General features: G+C 29.1%; 20 protein-coding genes. 12 read left to right on the top strand and 8 right to left on the bottom strand.

Annotation, left to right across the window (positions count from 1 at the left end; genetic code table 11):
* Window positions 1-479: 479 nt before the first annotated feature.
* Both CARM_RS01205 and prfB read right to left on the bottom strand, forming a co-directional pair.
* Window positions 480-1,316 carry a universal stress protein gene (locus CARM_RS01205; protein ID WP_139424342.1) on the bottom strand — a complete coding sequence of 279 codons (837 nt, stop codon included), beginning with the start codon at window positions 1,314-1,316 and terminating at the stop codon, window positions 480-482.
* Between the two features lie 25 nt (window positions 1,317-1,341).
* Window positions 1,342-2,436 carry a peptide chain release factor 2 gene (gene prfB / locus CARM_RS01200; protein WP_139424340.1) on the bottom strand — a complete coding sequence of 365 codons (1,095 nt, stop codon included), beginning with the start codon at window positions 2,434-2,436 and terminating at the stop codon, window positions 1,342-1,344.
* Between the two features lie 74 nt (window positions 2,437-2,510).
* On the opposite strand from prfB, the gene rimO reads away from it, so the two are divergent.
* Window positions 2,511-3,827, top strand: coding sequence for a 30S ribosomal protein S12 methylthiotransferase RimO (gene rimO, locus CARM_RS01195; RefSeq protein WP_139424338.1), 1,317 nt, complete (start codon window positions 2,511-2,513; stop codon window positions 3,825-3,827).
* Complete coding sequence (gene tilS / locus CARM_RS01190) at window positions 3,817-4,779, top strand: tRNA lysidine(34) synthetase TilS (protein WP_176300981.1); 963 nt, start codon at window positions 3,817-3,819, stop codon at window positions 4,777-4,779. Before rimO ends, tilS begins: the two co-directional genes overlap by 11 nt.
* On the opposite strand, the gene CARM_RS01185 is transcribed toward tilS, so the two are convergent.
* From CARM_RS01185 to CARM_RS01175, 3 genes are read right to left on the bottom strand one after another with little or no spacing between them, the layout of a single operon-like run.
* The gene (locus CARM_RS01185) at window positions 4,760-6,127 is read right to left on the bottom strand and encodes a phosphomannomutase/phosphoglucomutase (RefSeq protein ID WP_139424334.1); all 1,368 of its coding nucleotides are present in this window, start codon (window positions 6,125-6,127) and stop codon (window positions 4,760-4,762) included. The two genes, tilS and CARM_RS01185, sit on opposite strands and share 20 nt — an antisense overlap.
* A 1-nt stretch (window position 6,128) precedes the next feature.
* Complete coding sequence (locus CARM_RS01180) at window positions 6,129-7,127, bottom strand: nucleotidyl cyclase domain-containing protein (protein WP_139424332.1); 999 nt, start codon at window positions 7,125-7,127, stop codon at window positions 6,129-6,131.
* 52 nt (window positions 7,128-7,179) lie between these two features.
* Window positions 7,180-7,377: a hypothetical protein gene (locus CARM_RS01175; protein ID WP_039666558.1), complete on the bottom strand. Its 198-nt coding sequence runs from the start codon at window positions 7,375-7,377 to the stop codon at window positions 7,180-7,182.
* A gap of 190 nt (window positions 7,378-7,567) precedes the next feature.
* On the opposite strand from CARM_RS01175, the gene CARM_RS01170 reads away from it, so the two are divergent.
* From CARM_RS01170 to CARM_RS01145, 6 genes are read left to right on the top strand one after another with little or no spacing between them, the layout of a single operon-like run.
* Entirely contained in the window at window positions 7,568-7,810 is a 243-nt protein-coding gene (locus tag CARM_RS01170) for a superinfection immunity protein (protein ID WP_201736623.1), read from the top strand.
* Window positions 7,803-8,417, top strand: coding sequence for a toxin-antitoxin system YwqK family antitoxin (locus CARM_RS01165; protein WP_176300980.1), 615 nt, complete (start codon window positions 7,803-7,805; stop codon window positions 8,415-8,417). Before CARM_RS01170 ends, CARM_RS01165 begins: the two co-directional genes overlap by 8 nt.
* A gap of 14 nt (window positions 8,418-8,431) precedes the next feature.
* The gene (locus CARM_RS01160; protein ID WP_139424330.1) at window positions 8,432-8,956 is read left to right on the top strand and encodes a hypothetical protein; all 525 of its coding nucleotides are present in this window, start codon (window positions 8,432-8,434) and stop codon (window positions 8,954-8,956) included.
* 45 nt (window positions 8,957-9,001) lie between these two features.
* Entirely contained in the window at window positions 9,002-10,576 is a 1,575-nt protein-coding gene (locus CARM_RS01155; protein ID WP_139424328.1) for an ABC-F family ATP-binding cassette domain-containing protein, read from the top strand.
* Window positions 10,573-10,905 carry a hypothetical protein gene (locus CARM_RS01150; RefSeq protein ID WP_139424326.1) on the top strand — a complete coding sequence of 111 codons (333 nt, stop codon included), beginning with the start codon at window positions 10,573-10,575 and terminating at the stop codon, window positions 10,903-10,905. Before CARM_RS01155 ends, CARM_RS01150 begins: the two co-directional genes overlap by 4 nt.
* Window positions 10,906-10,955: 50 nt before the next feature.
* Complete coding sequence (locus tag CARM_RS01145; RefSeq protein WP_139424324.1) at window positions 10,956-11,288, top strand: hypothetical protein; 333 nt, start codon at window positions 10,956-10,958, stop codon at window positions 11,286-11,288.
* Between the two features lie 19 nt (window positions 11,289-11,307).
* Here the strand turns inward: CARM_RS01145 and CARM_RS01140 are convergent, their stop codons facing one another.
* Window positions 11,308-11,889, bottom strand: a complete 582-nt coding sequence (locus CARM_RS01140) for an IMPACT family protein (RefSeq protein WP_139424321.1) — start codon at window positions 11,887-11,889, stop codon at window positions 11,308-11,310.
* 74 nt (window positions 11,890-11,963) lie between these two features.
* Here CARM_RS01140 and galU point away from each other — a divergent pair, with 74 nt between their 5' ends.
* The 4 genes from galU to CARM_RS01120 all read left to right on the top strand — a co-directional run bounded on the left by galU (window position 11,964) and on the right by CARM_RS01120 (window position 15,485).
* Window positions 11,964-12,791 (top strand): UTP--glucose-1-phosphate uridylyltransferase GalU, encoded by an 828-nt coding sequence (gene galU / locus CARM_RS01135; protein ID WP_139424319.1) that lies wholly within the window; start codon window positions 11,964-11,966, stop codon window positions 12,789-12,791.
* The gene (locus tag CARM_RS01130) at window positions 12,785-14,008 is read left to right on the top strand and encodes a glucose-6-phosphate isomerase (RefSeq protein WP_139424317.1); all 1,224 of its coding nucleotides are present in this window, start codon (window positions 12,785-12,787) and stop codon (window positions 14,006-14,008) included. The genes galU and CARM_RS01130 overlap by 7 nt, the downstream gene beginning before the upstream one ends.
* A gap of 130 nt (window positions 14,009-14,138) precedes the next feature.
* Window positions 14,139-14,588, top strand: a complete 450-nt coding sequence (locus CARM_RS01125) for a Dps family protein (RefSeq protein WP_139424315.1) — start codon at window positions 14,139-14,141, stop codon at window positions 14,586-14,588.
* A 9-nt stretch (window positions 14,589-14,597) separates the two neighbouring features.
* Entirely contained in the window at window positions 14,598-15,485 is an 888-nt protein-coding gene (locus tag CARM_RS01120) for an alpha/beta fold hydrolase (RefSeq protein WP_139424312.1), read from the top strand.
* A gap of 3 nt (window positions 15,486-15,488) precedes the next feature.
* Here the strand turns inward: CARM_RS01120 and CARM_RS01115 are convergent, their stop codons facing one another.
* Together CARM_RS01115 and CARM_RS01110 are read right to left on the bottom strand one after the other, a co-directional pair.
* The gene (locus CARM_RS01115) at window positions 15,489-16,652 is read right to left on the bottom strand and encodes a tetrahydrodipicolinate N-succinyltransferase N-terminal domain-containing protein (RefSeq protein WP_139424310.1); all 1,164 of its coding nucleotides are present in this window, start codon (window positions 16,650-16,652) and stop codon (window positions 15,489-15,491) included.
* 9 nt (window positions 16,653-16,661) lie between these two features.
* A complete protein-coding gene (locus CARM_RS01110) occupies window positions 16,662-17,765 on the bottom strand; it encodes an Mrp/NBP35 family ATP-binding protein (RefSeq protein WP_139424308.1) in 1,104 nt (367 codons plus the stop codon).
* Window positions 17,766-17,854 lie beyond the last annotated feature (89 nt).

The raw sequence follows: 17,854 nt of genomic DNA, 5'->3' as shown, positions 1-17,854 counted from the left end.
AAAATATCAACTAAGTCTTTAATTCTATTTTAAATTTGAGATTTTAACTCATTGCTTAACAAACAAAAAATTATAAATATTTCTTATAAGAGTTGAAATTACACTTCTAGGTGATTTTTCTTGTAAATTTATAATATCTAGATTTTATTTTTTGAGTAGTAATTAACATTTTATTATAATTATCCACATCACAAGAAAAATAATACAAATTTCTATCACAAATCATATCAAAAACATAAGCGTAAAATAATAGAAATTTTTTTAATATTAATCTTACTACTAAAAAGCAGTTCAAATATTATAAACAAAAACATCAATGCTAAGCCACATAATAAGAATGATATTTAAAAATTAAAAATAAAATTTCAGAAGTAATTTTTCAGTTACATAGATAATAAGCAAAATCCAAACAAATAAAAATCGTTTGGAATCTTTTAATATGTATGAATAAATAATTCAAAATCTTTGATAATACATTTTTATCGTATCAATAATAAAGGTTTTTTAGCTTTAGTTAAAATCTCATTTGTCAAACTACCAAATAAAATACTTTTTAACCAATGGTGTGAATAAGCTCCCATAATCAACAAATCTATATCATTTTGCTCACCAAAATCAAACAATGCTTGAGTAATATCGCCATTTAAGTGCTGTGTTTGCACACTTAAACTTGCTTCTTTAAAAATTTGACTCACTTGAGCTAATAACTCACAAGAAGCTTTTTCATCTTTGGATACATTTACCACATAACGCTTAGCTTCTTTAAAAATAGGCTTTTTAATAGCTTGCTCTATAGCCTTTTTAGCCAAATTACTTCCATCGTAAGCCATCATCACACTTTTTATCTCTTTAAATGTGGAATTTACAAGTAAAATAGGTACATTTAAAGCTCTTACTAATTCTTCAGTATGAATGCCTATTTTATTTTTCTTGCCACCACCTTTTAAACCTGCAATAGCTAATCTTATTTGATTATCATATTCTTTTAAAATATCTTCTAAATCTCCATCTCTTTGCACGCTAAAGCATTCTTTTACACCTTGTTCTTTTGCATAAGCACAAAATTCTTCTAAAATTCTTTTTCCTTTTTTGAAAAGACTTTCATTTTTTTGATTTTGCTCTTCTACCAAATCTTCAATCACACACCCACTAGCACCAATGCCAAAACTACAAGCTAATTCAGCATTAGTAAAATTTGGCTCTATAGTGTATAAAAACATTAAAGGTAAATCTAGCTTTTTAGCTAAATACACTCCATAATACAAACTATCCCTACAAGGCTCTAAAACATCCACACAAACTAGAATTTTTTCCATTTAATATCCTTTTGTAGTATTAATCTTATGCTTTTTGTGCTATTAAAACACCTTCTATGATTTTTTTAATATCTCCATCTAAGATATTATCAACCTGTGAAAATGCCTCATTTGAGCGTGTATCTTTAACTTGTTGATAAGGAAAAAGAACATAAGAGCGAATTTGATGACCCCAGCCTATTTCACTTTTTTCACTCGAATTTGCTTCATCTTGTTGTTTCATAAGTTCAAGCTCATAAAGGCGTGATTTTAGCATTTTAAAGGCTGTGGCTTTATTTTTATGCTGACTTCTATCATTTTGACATTGCACTACTATACCACTTGGCATATGCGTGATACGCACAGCTGATTCTGTTTTATTAACATGCTGTCCACCTGCTCCGCTTGCTCTATAATAATCTATCCTTATATCTTTTTCTTCAATTTCTATTTCTATATCATCATCAAGTTCAGGAGAAACCATCACACTAGAAAAACTCGTATGACGACGCCCCGCACTATCAAAAGGAGAAGTTCTTACTAAACGATGAATTCCATTTTCAGCTTTTAAATACCCATAAGCATTTTCACCTTTTACTAAAAAACTTACATCTTTTAATCCTGCTTCTTCGCCTTCTTGAAAATCAAGCGTTTCTACCTTAAAACCTTCTCTTTCGCAAAATCTTAAATACATCCTATAAAGCATACTTGCCCAGTCATTACTTTCTGTTCCACCAGCTCCTGGATGGATAGAAACTATGGCATTTTTGCCATCATTTTCTCCGCTTAAAAGCATAGAAATTTCAAGATTTACAATAAGATCTTCTAGCTTATTTGCATCTTCAAATAAAGCTTCTATGGTATCTAAATCATTTTCACTATTTGCTAGATCAAAAAGCTCGCTTGCATCATTTAAGGCATTAAAAGCAGTTTCATAATTTTTAAGTAAATTTGAAATTTTAGTTTTTTCTTTTCCAATTACTCCTGCTTGTTTTACATCGCTCCAAAAAGAAGGAGAATTTTCTAAATTTTCTATTTCTTTTAATCTTGCTTTTATCTCCTCAGGTTTAATAATAGAAGCTATATTTCCAACTTTATTTTTTAATTTTTTTAAAAGTTCGCTGTATTCATAATTATCCATAAAAATTTTCTTTCTAATTTTGATATAATTTAATCTCATAATTTTAGCAAAATAAATTATTTAAAGCGAGAAATATGCCAAAACTTTTTTTAATGTCGTTAGGTTGTAATAAAAATTTAGTTGATAGTGAAATTATGCTTGGAAGATTGAGTAATTATGAAATTTGTGATGAACCAAGTATGGCTGATGTTTTAATTGTAAATACCTGTGGTTTTATAGATAGCGCTAAAAAAGAAAGCATAAATGCGATTTTAGATTTACATGAGCAAAGAAAAAAAGATTCCCTCTTGGTTGTAACAGGATGCTTAATGCAACGCTACCGCGAAGAATTGATGAAAGAACTACCTGAAGTTGATCTTTTTACCGGTGTAGGAGATTATGAAAAAATCGATGAAATGATACTTAAAAAAACTAATCTTTTTTCAACTTCTACTTACTTGCAAGATGAAAACACAAATCGTGTGATTACTGGATCAAATTATCATGCTTTTATCAAAATAGCTGAAGGGTGTAATCAAAAATGCTCATTTTGTGCCATACCAAGTTTTAAAGGCAAACTCAAATCAAGAAATTTAAAAAGCATTATAAATGAAGTAAAAGAACTTGTTAGTAAAGGTTATAAAGATTTTTCTTTTATCGCTCAAGATACAAGCTCGTATTTATTTGATCAAGGCCAAAAAGATGGGCTTTTAAAGCTTATTGAAGCTATAGAAAATATCCAAGGTATAAAAGCTGCTAGAATTTTATATCTATATCCAACAAGCATTAGCAAAGAAGTGATAGAAAAAATCATTCAATCAAAAGTTTTTGTAAATTATTTTGATATGCCTTTGCAACACATCAGTGACAATATGCTTAAAATCATGAAACGCGGGGCTAACAAAGCTAAATTAATCGAACTTTTAAATTTAATGAAACAAGCCCCAAATTCATTTTTACGCACAGGTTTTATAGTAGGACACCCTGGAGAGAGTAATGAGGATTTTGAAGAATTATGTGCTTTTATAAAAGAATTTGGTTTTGATAGAATTAGTGTCTTTGCTTATTCTAAAGAAGAAGATACTGCAGCTTTTGACATGGAACAAATTCCTAGTAAAACCATCAATGCAAGATTAAAAGTGATAGAAAAAATCGTAGATGAATGCATAGAAAAAAGCTTTAATCAACAAGTTGGTAAAAAAACCTTAGCATTTTGTGAAGGTCAAAGCTCTGAAGGAGAATTTTTCATCGGTGCAAAAGATATTCGTTGGGATAGAAATATAGACGGAGAAATTCTCATCAATGAAAGTGATTGTAGCGATTTAGAAATGGGTGAGCTTTATGAGTGTGAAATTACGCAGAGCTTAGATAAAAAACTTATTGCCAAAGCCTTAAGAAAGCTTGATGATTGATAGCAAATATTTAAATCATTTAAAGCAGGGGAAAAATCTTTTAGCATTTTCTCATGGGAGTGATTCTAGTGCTTTATTTTTCATGCTTTTAGAAAAAAATATAGATTTTGACCTTGCTTTTATAAACTATAAAACTCGCAAAAATAGCGACAAAGAAGAGCAAAGTGCTAAAAAATTAGCCAAGCGTTTTCATAAAAAAATTTATATCAAAACCGCACCCAAAATAACAAAAAATTTCGAAGCCCATGCAAGAGCTTTGCGTTATGAGTTTTTTGAAAAACTTTGCAAAAATCACTCTTATGACAATCTTTTATTAGCTCATCATCTAAATGATAAACTAGAATGGTTCTTAATGCAGTTTTCTAAAGGTGCAGGGCTTAGAGAATTACTTGGTTTTAAAGATATTGAAAAAAGAAAATATTTTACCATCATAAGACCCTTGCTTGAAACTCCAAAAGAAGAAATTTCAAACTACCTAAAAGAAAATAATATCACTTATTTTCATGATGAGAGTAATTATGATGAGAAATATTTTAGAAATTTCATACGCAAAAATTTTGCTAATGAGTTTTTAAAGCTTTATCCAAATGGAGTAAAAAAAAGCTTTAAATACCTAGAAAAAGACTTAAAAGAAGAGAATATTTGTGAATTTAAAAATATTTATATAACTCAAAAAGATGAAAGCTTAATCGCAAAATGTTTTAAAAAACTTGGAGTACTTTTAAGTGCTAAACAAAGACAAGAAGCATTAAAAAGCGATGGGGTGATTTCTCATAAAATAGGTATTGTTTATATGCAAGAAAAAGCTTTGATTTTTCCTTTTGTAAGTTGTGAGAAAATGCCAAAAGAATTTAAAGAAATTTATAGAAAAGCAAAAATCCCTAAATTCTTAAGAGCATATTTATACACAAAAAATATTGATGTAAAAGAACTTATGCAAGCTCTTTTATAATTTCTTCAAAAAGTTCTTTTACTCTTAATTCCAAAAAGTCTTTAAATTCAGCACTTGTAGCTTCAGTACGCATGATAAGATATGGACTTGTATTAGAAGCACGCAAAAGTGCCCAGCCTTCTTTAAAGGTGATTCTAACTCCATCAATTTCATTACAATCAAGCACATTTTCAAAAGCATTTGCTTTTACTTTTTCTTTAAATCTTTCTATGATTTGAAATTTATTTTCCTCACTGACTTTAAGCTTAATCTCTTCACTTGCATAAAGTTTTGGCAACTCTTTAACTAATTTTTCTATATCAAAACCATTTACTAAAAGTTCTAAAGTTCTTAAAAATGCATAAATTCCATCATCATAGCCAAAATATCTATCTTTGAAGAAAATATGCCCACTAAGCTCTGCTGCTATGTCGATATTTTGCTCTTTCATCATTTTTTTAATATTAGAATGTCCGGTCTTACCCATCATGATAAAACCAAATTTAGCTACCTCATCGAAAAGATTTTTAGAGCATTTTACTTCACCTAAAACTCTAGGATTTTTTATATTTTTAGCAAATAAATAGCAAAGCTCATCGCCCTTAAATACATAATCTTTACTTGCGACTACTAAACGATCTCCATCTCCATCAAAAGCAAAGCCCATTTTTGCATTTTCATTTTCTTTTAATGCAACTTGCAATGCGTGTAAATTTTCAAGCTCTGTTGGATCGGGCGCGTGATTTGGGAAATTTCCATCAGGATTTTCAAATAAAATTTGCGCATTAAGATTTAATTTTTCCACCAAAGGCTTTATAATCACTCCAGTAGCTCCATTTGCACAATCAATAATGATTTTTTCTTTATAGCTTTTAAGATGTGAAAAATGCTTAACTAAAAAGTCTATATACAAGCTCTTAATATCATAATTTTCATATCTTAAATCATCATTGATTTCAAGTTCTAAATACTCTTGCACTTTTAAAGAAAGTTTTTTCAAATCAGCACCAAAAAAACTTTCTTTTTTAATTGTAATTTTAAAGCCATTGTATTCTTTTGGATTGTGTGAGCCTGTTATCATGATATTTGCATCAAAAATATCATCAAAAAATAAACTAAAATACCCCATAGGAGTTGGTGCTAAGCCTATGTTAAATACCTGCATATTAGCTTTATTTAAACCACTAATTAAATAGTTGAAAAGTTCATTTGCGCTATATCTTGCATCATAACCCACACTTATTTTCTCACAACCTCTTGCTCTCATTTCTAAACCCAAAGCATAGCCTATGGCTTTTACACTTTTTTCATTCAATTCGTTTGGGTAAAGTCCTCTTATATCATACTCTCTAAAAATCAAATCTAGCATTTTAATCCTTTTGTCTTCTAAGTTCTAATTTTGCTTGTTTTAAACTCTCTTCTATGTTTTCATTTTTGCTTGATAAACAAAGTTTAATTTCTAATTTTACACTTTGCTCTTTAAATTCAAAAGTATATTTTTGCATAAAATTTTCAAGCATTTGAAGCTTACTTTGCACAAAGGCCATATTTTCATTTTCAAATACAATGATAAAATAATCCTTATCATCTTTAAAAACCCTAGCGTGTAAAGCTTTTTTTAAAATCCTAGCAAATTCATGCATTATAAACTCACCCATTTTTAAGCTTTTTTGATGATAAATTTCATTGATATTTTTTACTTCAATCAAAGCTAGATGAAAATTTTCAAGCCCTTGTGCATATCTTCTTAAGGCTTTTAAATTTGGTAAATTAGTTAAAGTGTCAAAAAAGGCTATTTTATAAGCTTTATATACCAAAAATCCTATTAGAACTAAAGAGGCAAATTCATAATAACCCAAATCGACATTATTATAAAATAAAAATTGCACACTCAAACCCATATAAGCTAGTAAAAAATGAAAATCATTATTTTTAAAATATGAAAATAATAAAAATACAAATCCTACCCAAAACACACAAAAACTTAACTCGCTAATAGGCTTAAAAAATTGTATTGAGAGGCCAAAAATTTCACTTGTAATGCTTGCGTTAAAATTAGTACTTGTACTAAGTATCAATGCTACTAGCCCCATAAAGGCTAAATAAGCAAATTTAATGAGATTAATTCTTTCAAACACAAGCTTACTATCTTGCAAAAACACAAAAAGCACAAAAGAAAAAGGCAAAAACACCGAGATAAACAAATGTGCTTGATACTCACTTGCTACTAAAGATAAAGCTCTAGCACATAAAATCAACAAAAGCAAGAAAAAAATCTTATTTTGCTTAAAAAAATAAGCTAAAAATAAAGCTAAAAACTCCAAAACAAGACTAAAAGAAGGTAAAAAAGATAACAAAACTAAACTCAATCAAATAACCTTAACTTAAAAATAATTTTAAAAATTATACAACAATTTTGAATTATTTTTTTAATACATATTTTTGTGCATCCTTTGCAATAGACGAAAGTTTTTCATAATGCTCTTTGCTTTCTTTTACAGCTTCTTCAATAGCCAAACCTTGCATAATCACGCGATAAAGGTTAGGGCGTGTCTTTTGCCAATTACGCAATGTTTGCACATCAACTCCTAAAAAGCCTGCTATATCTCGTTTTGTCATATTTATATTCTTCTTTATTTTAATTGATATTTTTGAGAATACTTGAAAATTATTTAAAAGCAAACAGCATAATATTTATTCTTTTTTTTAAAAAAATAAATAAATATTATGTTTTTTAAGATTAATTTTATATTTATTTTCTATAATTTTGAAAATAAAATCTGAATTAAAAATTAAGGAGGAGTTGAATGTGAGTGCTGAAGAGATAGGCAATACTACAGCTATTATATTATTGACTTTATATATGCTTCCATCGGTAATAGCAGTTTGTAGAAAACATAGTAACTGGCTTGCAATTATTGCTTTAAATCTATTACTAGGATGGACTTTAATAGTATGGATTGTGTGTTTAATATGGTCTTTCATAAATAAATCACAGCAAACAATAATCATACAAAACGAAAAAATAACATCAAAGGATAAAAATGAATAAAAAAGTTAAAATTATTTCCTTAATAGGACTAATGAGTTTATTTGTAGCGTGCAGTGGAGAGAAATTTCCAGGACAACCAAGTGATACGGTTAAAGTAAATCAAAGCCAGTATCAAAATGGAAATCTTAAAGAAGAAATTCCTTATAATTCTCAATCTAGAATTCATGGAATTAAAAGAACTTTTTTTAGTAATGGACAATTACAAAGCGAAGAAGAATACAAAGATGGTAAAAAAGAAGGATTTATAAAACAATATTTTGAAAATGGACAACTTCAACTTGAGGCACAAACTAAAAACAATCAATATGATGGACAATTTAAATCTTATTATGATGATGGAAAAATAGAGGCTGAAGGAACTTATAAAAATGGAAAATTCATTGGTGCTTATAAAGCATATGCCTCTAATGGGAATATTATTTCAGAGCAAAACTATAATAAAGATGGCAAAAAGGATGGAATTTTTAAAGAGTATAGTCCAGATGGAGCCTTAATTTCAGAAGAAGAATATAAAAATGATTTAAAAAATGGTATTTTTAGAACATATAGAAATGGTGCTATAGTAAATGAACAAAAATTTGAAAATGGAAGATTAATTCAAAAATAAGCAAAAGGATTTTTATGAAAAAAATAATTTTACTTTTGTTTTTCCAAACTTTTATTTTTGCAAATTTTTTACCAAGATGTGATGATCCAAAAATCATCACTCTTTTAGACCAACAATTAAAGGATTTTTATATCTCACATTATGATGAAATGTTTAATATGGCTATAAAAGAAAAATTAAATCAAAATGATTTTGAAACAGCTACATTTTTTGAAAAAAGCAAAATCGAAACTTTCGATGAAATTAAAAATTTTAACTTTGATTTTCAAAATTTTAAATTTATCATTAATAGCAATAATTTTCCAAATACTAGATTTTGTAGTGTTAAAACTTCTTCACCTTTTTTATCTTCACCCACCCTACCAGCAGATATTAATACACTACAATATATAAAAATAGAAGGAATTTATAGCATAACACAACTAGAATCAGAAATTTATATTGCAATTATTACGGGTTTTGCAATAGATGTATTTTATGATTCTCTTGAAGAACATAAGAAAATTTTAAAAGAAATAGTTGCAAAAGATTTTAAATAATACTCATTATTTGATACAATTGCAAGCAAAAACTTAGGAATATTAATGGTAGAAGTTAAAAATCTTACGATGCGTTTTGCAAATCAGTTATTATTTGAAGATGTTAATTTAAAACTAAATCGCGGTGAAAGATATGGACTTATAGGAGCAAATGGAGCTGGTAAATCAACCTTTTTAAAAATTCTCTCAGGTCAAATAGAATCAAGTAGTGGAGAAATTTGCATAGATCCAAATTTAAAAATCGCTGTTTTAGGTCAAGATCAATTTGCTTTTGAAAACTACACTATCAAAGATGCGGTAATGTGTGCAAATAAAAGATTATATGATGCACTAAAAGAAAAAGAAAAACTTTATATGAGTGAAGAATTTACCGATGAAATCAATGATAGATTAAGCGAGCTTGAAATCATAACAGCAGAAGAAGATCCAAACTATGATTGTGAGCTTAGATGTGAAAAAATTTTAAGCTCTTTAAATATTAAAGATTTTAATGCTCTCATGAGCACTTTACAAAGTGCAGATAAATTTAAAGTTTTACTAGCTCAAGTATTGTTTTTAGGTGCAGATATTTTATTTTTAGATGAGCCTACAAACAACCTTGACTTAGAAGCTATTTCTTGGCTTGAAAATGAGCTTTTAAGACATGAGGGAACCTTAGTAGTAATTAGCCATGATAGACATTTTCTAAATAAAGTTTGTACAAGAATTTTAGATGTGGATTTTAAGCAAATACGCGATTTTGCTGGAAATTATGATGATTGGTATATGGCTTCAACCTTACTTGCTAAACAAGCTGAACTCAAACGCGATAAAACCTTAAAAGAAAGAGAAGAATTAGAAAATTTCATACGCCGTTTTAGTGCCAATGCCTCAAAAGCCAAACAAGCTACAAGTAGAGCCAAAGCTTTAGAAAAACTTGAACTTGAAGAGATTAAAACTTCAAGCAGGCGTGATCCTAGCATAGTTTTTAGAACTAATAGAGAAATAGGAAATGAAGTTTTAGAATTAAAAGGCATTAGCAAAGCTTATGATAAAACTTTATTTGAAAATTTAGAATTAAAATTAGAAAAAGGTGATAAAATAGCCTTAATCGGTGCAAATGGTGTAGGAAAAAGTACTTTGGCTAAAATCATTGCTACAAAACTAGAGCCTGATAGTGGTCACATTCACCTTGGTGCTACTATAGAAATGGGATATTTTGCTCAAGATACGACAAATTTAATTAATGAAGATTTGAAACTTTACGAATGGTTAATGAGTGAAAAATTCAAAGATTTAGATGAAATTCGCAAATGTCTTGGTAGAATGCTTTTTAGCGGAAGCGATCAAGAAAAAATGGCTTCTAGTTTAAGTGGAGGTGAAAAACACCGCTTAATGCTTTCAAAGTTAATGTTAGAGCGTGGAAATTTCTTGCTTTTAGATGAACCGGATAATCATTTAGATCTTGAAAGTATCATTGCATTAGGCGAAGCCTTGTATAATTTCAAAGGCTGTGTGATATGCATAAGCCACGATAGAGAGTTAATTAGTGCTTTTGCTAATCGTATATGGTTTTTAGAAAATGGGAAATTAACAGATTTCAAAGGAAGTTATGACGAATTTTTAGGAGGTTTAGAGTGAATTCGTTTAAGATAAAATATGCAGCTGGTTTTGGGCATTTTACTCAAAATCACAGAGGTTTTGGTCCAACTATTTATGTAGAAGAAAGCGTAGATTTTCAAAGTGAAAAAGATTATTTTGATTATGTAGAATTTTATGAGAAATTTAGCAAAGAAGATGATACTTATTTTCACATTTCTTTTTTGGAAGATCGCCCCTTAAAACCTCAAGAATTAGAAAGTAGAAATGCTTATAGAAAATTAAGAGATGAACGCTGTAATAAAGCTAGAGAAGAGTTTATCAAAAACAACGAAATAGAAGCTGAATACTACCCAACTCATGGTGATTAAGGAATGATTTTTGCTTGTTTTTTCCTTGTAATATTTTGAAAGGAGAAAACATGCAAGTTAGCCATGATAATTTATCGGTTAAAGAGTATGGATATGGCCAAAGTGGTGCTTATAAAAGCACTCAAGGAGCTAATGAAGACTTTATGTCTTTACTTAGTCAAAACAATAGTGAAAATTTAAACGAGCAAAGTTTAAAACTTGATGAGCTTTTTTCAAAAGCTATGAGTCAAGATCAATTTAGCACAGGAATTTTTAGCTCAAATATGTCAAATATTTATAATTATCGTTTTAGAGGACAAAACGAAACTCCTATGCAAGCTAATATAGAAGAAAAACAAGAGCCGCAAAAAGATATAGTAAAAGATCTTTTAAGTTCTTTATAAAAATGAAGTAAGCAACTGCTTACTTCCAAACAAGTCCGCTAAATTCAAACTCTTTTGCAAATTTTTTAAATTCCTCTTCTTCTTTTGCATTAACACTTAAAATCAATTCAACATTTTCTTGAAATTTTTTTTCATATGAAATGTTATTTTTATTTAAAAAATGCTCAAATCTTGCATAAAGATGAAAAGGTATATTTAGCTTTAAAATATTTTTAGCCTCAAATTCTAAAAGTGTTGCCTTTAAGATGACTTCATTTGTGGCTTCACTATAAGCTCTTACAAGCCCACCCGTGCCAAGCTTAATCCCTCCAAAATAACGCACCACAATCACAGCACAATTAACAAGCAAAGCTCCTCTTAAGACATTTAAACAAGGCATAGCAGAAGTTCCTTTTGGCTCACCATCATCACTTTTATCTTCTATAATTTGATCAAATTCATTTAAATATCTATAAGCATATACAAAATGCACAGCTTTTAAATGCTCACTTCTTAGTTTTTGCATTAAAGTTTGAAAATCTTCAAAAGGACATAAAAAAGATAAAAAAGTTGATTTTTTGATTTCTATTTTTTCTTGATAAATTTGATCAATGGTTTTCATTTTTTCCTTAAATTAGCTATAATATTTAAATAAAATTATAATCAAAACAACTTATAAAATTTTAAGGAATTTATATGCTTCAAACTTGTATTTTTCCAGCAGCAGGTTATGGGACTAGATTTTTACCTGCTACAAAAACCCTACCTAAAGAAATGTTACCCATACTAACCAAACCTTTAATTCACTATGGAGTAGATGAGGCTTTAGAAGCTGGTATGGAAACTATGGGCTTTGTTACAGGGCGTGGAAAAAGAGCTTTGGAAGATTATTTTGATATTTCTTATGAGCTTGAACATCAAATCGCAGGCACTAAAAAAGAATACCTTTTAAGCGAAATAAGAACACTTATAGATCGCTGCACTTTTACTTTTACAAGACAAAATGAAATGAAAGGTTTAGGAGATGCAGTTTTAAAAGCAAAGCCTTTGGTGCAAGATGAAGCTTTTGGAGTGATTTTGGCAGATGATTTATGTGTGAATGAAGATGGGGTAAATGTCTTAGCTCAAATGGTAAAAATTTATGAAAAATACCGCTGCTCTATTATAGCTGTGATGGAAGTTGAACCTGATCAAGTTTCAAATTATGGAGTTATAGCCGGAAATGCCGTGGAAGAAGATTTAATCATGGTAAATTCTATGGTAGAAAAACCTGATCCAAAAGATGCTCCGAGTAATTTAGCCATCATAGGAAGATACATTCTAACACCTGATATTTTTGGTATTTTAGAAAATACTAAAGCAGGTAAAAACGGAGAAATTCAACTAACCGATGCACTACTTTCACAAGCAACTAATAATATGGTTTTAGCTTATAAATTTAAAGGACAAAGATTTGATTGTGGAAGCGTAGAAGGCTTTGTCGAGGCAACTAATTATTTTTATGAGAAAAGCAAAAAATGCTAAATAACACTTTATTTTTTAAAACCCAAGATTTTAAAAAAATCACCGCTTATGCAAATAGAATGAATGATGAGTTGGAAAGTGGCGATATAGGATATTATCACTTAGTAGATACAAGCTTTGATTTAATCAAAGAAAGCAAAGAATTTATTACTACTAAAACTCATATAGAAAATATTGTTTTAGTTGGTATGGGTGGATCAAGTTGTGGGGTTAAAGCTTTAAAAGAGCTTTTATTTGATCAAGTAGAAGAAAAAAAACTTTTTATTATTGACAATACTTCCTCACATACTTTTACCCAAACTATGCAAAAAATAAACCCACAAAAAACACTTTTCATTATAGCAAGTAAATCAGGCACAACTATAGAAGTGATTTCTTTATTTAAGCTCATCATTGCTCATTTTAATTTTAAAAATGAAAATTTACACGAAAACTTTGTGTTTATTACTGATTTTGAATCAAAACTTCACAAACTAGGTGAAGAATTAAATATAAAATGCTTTTTTATACCTAAAAATGTTGGAGGTAGATTTAGTGTTTTATCTGCTATTGGTATTGTTCCTTTGAGCTTTTGTGGCTATGATACCAAAGCCTTATTAGAAGGTGCAAAAGCTTGTTATGTGGATTTTTTTGAAAAAAAATGTGATCAAATTTTGCAAAAAGCTTATCATTATTGCACACATAAAAGTGCGCATATTAATGTACTTTTTTCTTATGGAGATGCTTTTAAAGGTTTTAATGAATGGTATATTCAACTAATTGCTGAAAGCCTAGGTAAAAAACAAGGCTTTAAACGCATAGGTTTAACTCCTGTTGCTTTAATTGGCGCTAGAGATCAGCATAGCTTTTTGCAACTTATCATGGATGGACCCAAAGATAAAACCGTTACTTTTTTAAAAATCAAAGATAGTCAAAAATCCCCTAGTATCCCAAATATAAGCTTTAATCATTTGCAAAATTGTGATTTTACTAATGAAGTCAATTTACACGATCTTTTAAATGCTCAATGTGATGCAACCATGCATGCTTTGATTGCTGAAAATTTAAGTGTTGATGTGATAGAACTTGAAAGATTAGATGCTTATCATTGCGGATATTTGATGTATTATTATGAGTTATTTACCTCAGCTTGTGGAATTATGCTTGGGATTAATACTTATGATCAACCTGGTGTGGAAGTGGGGAAATTAATACTCAAAAATATGTTAAGTAAATAAATTTGCTTTATTATAAAAAAAGAGTATAATGAATATATAATAATTATTAACATTAAAATTTATTATATAATAATAATTATTATTTAAGAATTTTGTGTTATAATTTTCAAAAATAAAAAAAGGAGATAACATGTCAGTAACAAAACAATTATTACAATTACAAGCGGATGCTCATAGCTTATGGATTAAATTTCACAATTATCACTGGAATGTAAAAGGTTTGCAATTTTTTTCAATTCATGAATATACAGAAAAAGCTTATGAAGAAATGGCTGAACTTTTTGATGATTGTGCTGAAAGGGCTTTGCAACTTGGAGAAAAAGCTATCGTTTGCTCAAAAACATTACTAGAAAATGCAAAAGCACCTAAGGCTCAAAAAGATTGCTTTACTCCAATAGAAGTTTTAGAGCTTATTAGAGAAGATTATAAATACCTTTTAGCTGAATTTAAAAAACTAAATGAAGAAGCTGAAAAAGCAAGTGATACTACAACTGCAGCTTTTGCTCAAGAAAATATCGCAAAATATGAAAAAGTTCTTTGGATGCTTAATTCAACTATCCAAAATACTTGCTCTATGTAAGAATTTATAATGTTTTTTGACTTGCAAAGCTTTATTGCTTTAAGTCAAAAAACAAATTTAACCTCTCAAGAAAAACTACTCTTATTTAAATTTCAAATTCATTTTAAAAAAAATATCGATTTATTGCAAAAATTATATGATTATAGTTTAGTAGCTTATTGTGCTAATGTATATTTAAATCAAAGCTTGAAAAAAGAAGGTTTGCAAAAACACAAAGCCATTATAAAAGCTTTAACTAATCCTTTTTATAAAAAAGAAAAAATCCCTGTAGGTGGTTTAAACAATGCATTTTTAGCTTTAAAATTTGTAAAAAATTATGAAATACTTGAACACATCAATGAAACACATCCACAATCTAAAATGGGTTTTAGAGCTAATTTTATTTATGATAAAAAAAGAAAAAACAACATTTTAGCTTTCGCAGGAAGTGATTTAAATCCTTTGTGTTTTGATTTTAAAGATTTTTATAGTGATTTTTTGATTTTACTCAACAAAACTCCAAAAGGCCAAATTCAATCCATGCAGTATTTTTACAACCAACTCAAACAAAAATACACCATCGATAAAAATCTCATAATCATAGGACATTCTTTAGGAGGATATTTAGCTCAAACTTTTGCAAGAACCTTTCCTAGTGTAGTAAAAGAAGTCTATGCTTTTCAAGCACCTGGTTTAAGACAGAATTTTCAAAAATACTCTTATATAAATTTTCATATAAATACTACTTATAATTTAAATTTCAAAACTTACAAATGGTGGAATTTTAATTTTGTGCAAAAGCTTTATGAAAAAGATAGCGAAGAAATTTTATTGCGTATAGGAAGTATCAAGCATCATCCTAGCGTTTGCATTTACAAACTAGATGAATTTTTAAAATTCTTAACCCATAAGGGCTAAGAATTAATGCAAATCTTCATTAAGTTTTACAGCCTTTTTATTAAAAGCTGCTATCATCACTCCACTTTGAGAATCTTGTCTAAAATGCAAACCATTTAATCCTGCTAATTCTAAACCTTTGTATATATCTTTATCAAAGTTAAAGTCAGGATTGATTTTTTGAAGTTCATCTTTATTTCTTAAAGCAAATTTAGTCCCTTCTAAAACAGCAATACCTGCATCAACTATACAATTATCCCCTAAAGGAATTCCTGTAACTGAATTTGCACCCAAAAGACAAGATTTACCTATACTAATAGCATTACCACTGGTACCACTTAAAACACCGAGTATAGAAGCACCGCCTCCTACATCACTTCCCTCACCTACCACAGCTGAAGAGCTAATACGACCTTCCACCATACAAGCACCAGTTGTTCCTGCATTAAAATTCACATAAGCAGCACCTGGCATTATAGTAGTACCTGCAGCCAAGACCGCACCCATTCTTACTTTAGAACTTTCTAAAATTCTAGTATTATCTTCAGGAATTACATGAGCTAGAAATCTTGGAAATTTATCCACATAATCAATCCTTGGATATCTTCCACTCATTTTTAAATCAATCTCATTTTCTCTTAAAAAGTCTAAATCAATAGGCTTATTATCACTCCATGCAACATTTGGTAAAATTCCAAAGGCACCTGTTAAATTTAAGCTTCTTAAAGGCACTTTTTTGTTTGAAAGCAAGTAAAGTTTTAAATACACACTTTCTAAGCTTTTTGGTGCTTCATCTTCAAAAATACAAACAAAAGAAAAAGTATTTTCTCTAAAATTTTCCTTTGCTGCTTTTATAACTTCTATATTTTTATGGCCTTGTTCTTGTAAAAATGGTGCAAAACATTCAAGTGCAAAATCTAAATCTTCTTTGATCAAAGTAGCTACAAATTCACTTTCATTAAAATCAATATCAACCCCTCTTCTAAAAAATGCTTCAAACATCACTGCAGCAGCAGCATAATTTTGCTCAAAATTAATCACACCAAAATTAGCTTGAAGCTTTTTACTAGAATCAACTTGACTTAGATCAAGTCTTGCTATAGCAAAAGCTTTAGGCTTTTTATAATTAATCCTTTGTTCGATTTGTTTGATTAAATTTAAAAACTCTTCTTTATTTTCTATTGCCATTGTTTCTCCTTATTGCGAGCACGCGCTTTTGCCATTCATTACAGGTTGAATAGCTGAATTATCTACTTTACCTTCTTGATTAACCTTTTCTATAAATTCCCAAATTTTTTCAGCAGCTTGCAAATATCTTTTTGAGCTTACGCTTTCAGGCATATAAAAACTCACTGGTTTTCCACTATCTCCACCTTCTCTTACACTCATTTCAATAGGAATTTGAGCTAAAACTTCACATTTATAAGCTTTTGCCATTTCTTCTGTGGTACCTTTTCCAAAAATGTCATATTCTTTACCATTATCAGGGCATAAAAAACCACTCATATTTTCTATGATACCTGCAACAGGAATATGCAATTTTTCAAACATATCTAGTGCTCTTTTACTATCATCCAAAGATACTACTTGTGGAGTACTTACGCACACCCCTGCACTCACTGGTACACTTTGAGCTAGAGTAATTTGTGCATCACCCGTTCCAGGAGGCATATCAAGTAATAATACATCAAGTTCAGGCCAAAGCACATCAGATAAAAGCTGCTCAATAGCCTTCATAATCATAGAACCACGCCACATTAAACCTTTACCCTCTTCTATAAGCACACCCATACTCATCATATAAACTCCATGAGACAAAATAGGACGAATTTTTTGCCCTACAATTTCAGGTTTACTTTTACTCTCACCTAACATTCTTGGTATATTTGGTCCATAAATATCAGCATCTAAAAGCCCTACTCTTTTACCCATTTTAGCTAAAGAAATAGCTAAATTTAAAGTTGTAGTACTTTTGCCTACTCCACCTTTTCCACTTGAAATCATAAGAAAATTTTTAATTTGTGGAGCAATATTTTTACCACTTCTTGAATTACTTTTTTCTTCAGGTATTTTTGGTTGAATAATTTCTAAATTAAGTTCTAAATTTAAATCTTTTAAAACATTTACAATATTCTCTCTAAGCTCTTGTGAAACCTGAGTATTAGCCGAAACAATTTCTACTATAATATGAGCTTTATTTTCGTTAATCTCAATTTTCTTAACAAAACCAAAACTTACTATATCCTTTTTAAATCCTGGATATACAACTTGTTTTAGTCTTTCTTCTATTTTTTCCTTCAATGTTTTCTCCTTTTATTTAAAATAATTAATTCTACTAACATAAATATAAATTTTGGCTTTTATGGTGTATAATATCGTAACATCAACAA

Source organism: Campylobacter armoricus (genome assembly GCF_013372105.1).
Taxonomy (GTDB): Bacteria; Campylobacterota; Campylobacteria; order Campylobacterales; family Campylobacteraceae; genus Campylobacter_D; species Campylobacter_D armoricus.
The sequence above is the reverse complement of the archived record's forward strand: the minus strand, read 5'-3'. Positions and strand labels throughout refer to the sequence as shown.

Coding starts and splice junctions, on each gene's coding strand:
- CARM_RS01205 (WP_139424342.1), bottom strand. CDS start 1,316: ATGGAAAAAATTCTAGTTTGTGTGGATGTTTTAGAGCCTTGTAGGGAT.
- prfB (WP_139424340.1), bottom strand. CDS start 2,436: ATGGATAATTATGAATACAGCGAACTTTTAAAAAAATTAAAAAATAAA.
- rimO (WP_139424338.1), top strand. CDS start 2,511: ATGCCAAAACTTTTTTTAATGTCGTTAGGTTGTAATAAAAATTTAGTT.
- CARM_RS01185 (WP_139424334.1), bottom strand. CDS start 6,127: ATGCTAGATTTGATTTTTAGAGAGTATGATATAAGAGGACTTTACCCA.
- CARM_RS01175 (WP_039666558.1), bottom strand. CDS start 7,377: ATGACAAAACGAGATATAGCAGGCTTTTTAGGAGTTGATGTGCAAACA.
- CARM_RS01165 (WP_176300980.1), top strand. CDS start 7,803: ATGAATAAAAAAGTTAAAATTATTTCCTTAATAGGACTAATGAGTTTA.
- CARM_RS01160 (WP_139424330.1), top strand. CDS start 8,432: ATGAAAAAAATAATTTTACTTTTGTTTTTCCAAACTTTTATTTTTGCA.
- CARM_RS01155 (WP_139424328.1), top strand. CDS start 9,002: ATGGTAGAAGTTAAAAATCTTACGATGCGTTTTGCAAATCAGTTATTA.
- CARM_RS01145 (WP_139424324.1), top strand. CDS start 10,956: ATGCAAGTTAGCCATGATAATTTATCGGTTAAAGAGTATGGATATGGC.
- CARM_RS01140 (WP_139424321.1), bottom strand. CDS start 11,889: ATGAAAACCATTGATCAAATTTATCAAGAAAAAATAGAAATCAAAAAA.
- galU (WP_139424319.1), top strand. CDS start 11,964: ATGCTTCAAACTTGTATTTTTCCAGCAGCAGGTTATGGGACTAGATTT.
- CARM_RS01130 (WP_139424317.1), top strand. CDS start 12,785: ATGCTAAATAACACTTTATTTTTTAAAACCCAAGATTTTAAAAAAATC.
- CARM_RS01125 (WP_139424315.1), top strand. CDS start 14,139: ATGTCAGTAACAAAACAATTATTACAATTACAAGCGGATGCTCATAGC.
- CARM_RS01120 (WP_139424312.1), top strand. CDS start 14,598: ATGTTTTTTGACTTGCAAAGCTTTATTGCTTTAAGTCAAAAAACAAAT.
- CARM_RS01115 (WP_139424310.1), bottom strand. CDS start 16,652: ATGGCAATAGAAAATAAAGAAGAGTTTTTAAATTTAATCAAACAAATC.